We start from the raw sequence: 2,363 nt of genomic DNA on the forward strand, positions 1-2,363 counted from the left end.
CGAGGACCGGGTCCGGGTCGATGAGGAGGTCTGCGGGCCGGCGCGCCTGGCGGCGCTTGGCCGGATGGGGACGAAGCGGTTGGTCGCCCGGATCAGGGAGCTCGCCGGGAAGCTGGACGTGCACGCGTGCGTGCAGCGGAACGCGAGGGCGGTCTCGGAACGTGGTGTCTCGGTGCGTCCGGCACCGGACCTGATGGTGTACCTGACCGCGTTGGTTCCGATGCAGCAGGGTGTGCAGGCGTATGCCCTGCTGAAGGCCCAGGCGGACGCGGCCAAGGCCGGGGGTGATGAGCGGGGTGCCGGGCAGATCATGGCCGACACCCTGATCGAACGCGTCACCGGTCGCGAGCCCGGTCGTGCTGGTGAGGTGCCGGTGACGATCAATCTGCTGGTCTCTGACCAGACCCTGCTCGCCGACGGTGACGAGCCCGCCGTGGTGCTGGAGGGTGCTCCGGCGGGGGTGGGCACGGTCCCGGCCCCGGTGGCGCGCAACCTGGCCGCGCAGGGGCTCGACGCCGACGCGGCCTGGCTGCGGGCGGTCTATGTCGATCCCAGGGGCCGCCTGTTGGCGACGACGTCGACGTCCCGGTTCCATCCCCGTGGTTTGGCGCAGTTGTTGCGTGCGCGGGAGCAGGGCATCTGTGCGTCGTCGTGGTGTGACGCGCCGGTGCGGCACATCGACCACATCACCCCGCATGCGGAGGGCGGGCAGACCAGCCTGGCCAACGGGCAGGGGTTGTGTGTCCGGTGTAATCACGCGAAGCGGGCACCAGGGTGGACGCAGCAGGTCACCGAGATCGACGGCCGGCACGCCGTGGAGACGACCATGCCCACGGGGCACACGTCCGTGTTCGTCGCGCCCGCACCACCACGGCCGGTCGCGGCCGCGGGATCCGTGAGCACGAGGGACGAATACACGAGGGACGAGGACACGAGGGACGAGGACACGAGGGACGAAGACACGTCGATCGTGCCCTCGCCGGCCGCCCCTGTCAGGGAGCTGGACCTGTTCAGCGGCACGGTCCCGGACGGCGGCGAGGACGATGCGGGGCGAGCGACACCGTCGTGGACCCCGGCGGTCGGCATGACCGGGCCCGCACCCGGGCGCGTTCCACGCAGCCGGTACAGCATCGGGTGCCACACCGGCCGCGACCGTGGCGCGATCGCCTACCGCCCACCCGGGCGACACGAGCAGGTCGGCCCCGGGCGCCGGCCACGGTCGCGACCCGACCTCACCTGGGCACACCCACCCGGCGCACGTACATCCGAGGTGCCTGCTCGCTGAACCCGCCGACCGCCGCGGAACCCACCCTCGCGGCGGCCATCGGCATGCCCGGGTCTGGCTGATCGCCGACACGACGCTGATCGGGGTCGACCACCGGGGTACCGTCTGCTCCATGCGTCTGGGCGTTCTTGATATCGGGTCCAACACAGGACATCTGCTGGTGGTCGACGCCCATGGTGGCGCGGCGCCGCTCCCTGCCTCCTCCTACAAGCAGCCGCTCCGGCTCGCCGAGCACCTGGACGACGACGGCGCCGTCAGCCCCGCGGGCGTCGAGGCCCTCGTGGAGTTCACCGCACAGGCCGTGCGCCTGGCGGAGGACAGGGGCTGCGCCGAGACGCTGGCGTTCGCGACGTCGGCGGTACGCGACGCGGTGAACTCCGAGACGGTGCTCAAGACGGTGCACGAGCGCACCGGGGTGCGGCTGGAGGTGCTGAGCGGCGAGGACGAGGCCCGGCTGACGTTCCTCGCGGTGCGCCGCTGGTTCGGCTGGTCGGCCGGGCGGCTCGCCGTGTTCGACATCGGCGGCGGCTCCCTCGAGATCGCAGGCGGCGCCGACGAGGCGCCCGACGCCGCGTGGTCGCTCCCGCTCGGGGCGGCCCGCCTGGCTCGCAGCCACTTCGGGGTGGCGCCCGACGCCGAGGCGCTGCGCGCGCTGCGCCGTGAGCTGCGTGCCGAGATAGCGCAGAACGCCGGGACCCTCCTGCGGGCCGGGCGGCCCGACCGCGCCGCCGCGACGTCCAAGACGTTCCGTTCGCTCGCGCGCATCTGCGGCGCGGCGCCGGCGGCGGAGGGCCCGCTCGTGCGGCGGGTGCTGTCGCTCGACGCGCTGCGGGACCGGATCGACGAGCTGACCCGCACGAGCCTCGACGACCTGGCCCGGCTGCCCGGGGTCTCGCCGAGCCGGGCGCACCAGATAGTGCCCGGCGCGCTCGTCGCGGAGGCGTGCATGGACGTCTTCGACCTGACCGAGCTCGAGATCTGCCCGTGGGCGCTGCGCGAGGGCGTGATCCTGCAGCGGCTCGACCAGATGCCGCACATCGGCGTCGGCTAGCGGCGGGGGGCGTCGTCCGCCGCGGAC

At 73.5% G+C, this 2,363-nt stretch carries 2 protein-coding genes; both read left to right on the top strand.

Annotated features, from left to right (window positions below; translation table 11 throughout):
• Window positions 1-1,285: HNH endonuclease (locus ACFWE2_RS25235; RefSeq protein ID WP_377226951.1), on the top strand; the 1,285-nt coding region annotated here is incomplete at its 5' end.
• Window positions 1,286-1,397: 112 nt separating this feature from the next.
• Window positions 1,398-2,336, top strand: coding sequence for a Ppx/GppA family phosphatase (locus ACFWE2_RS25240; RefSeq protein WP_377226952.1), 939 nt, complete (start codon window positions 1,398-1,400; stop codon window positions 2,334-2,336).
• The last annotated feature ends 27 nt before the right edge of the window (window positions 2,337-2,363 follow it).

It is taken from the genome of Promicromonospora sp. NPDC060271 (assembly GCF_042726755.1).
Taxonomy (GTDB): domain Bacteria; phylum Actinomycetota; class Actinomycetes; order Actinomycetales; family Cellulomonadaceae; genus Promicromonospora.

Coding starts and splice junctions, on each gene's coding strand:
- ACFWE2_RS25240 (WP_377226952.1), top strand. CDS start 1,398: ATGCGTCTGGGCGTTCTTGATATCGGGTCCAACACAGGACATCTGCTG.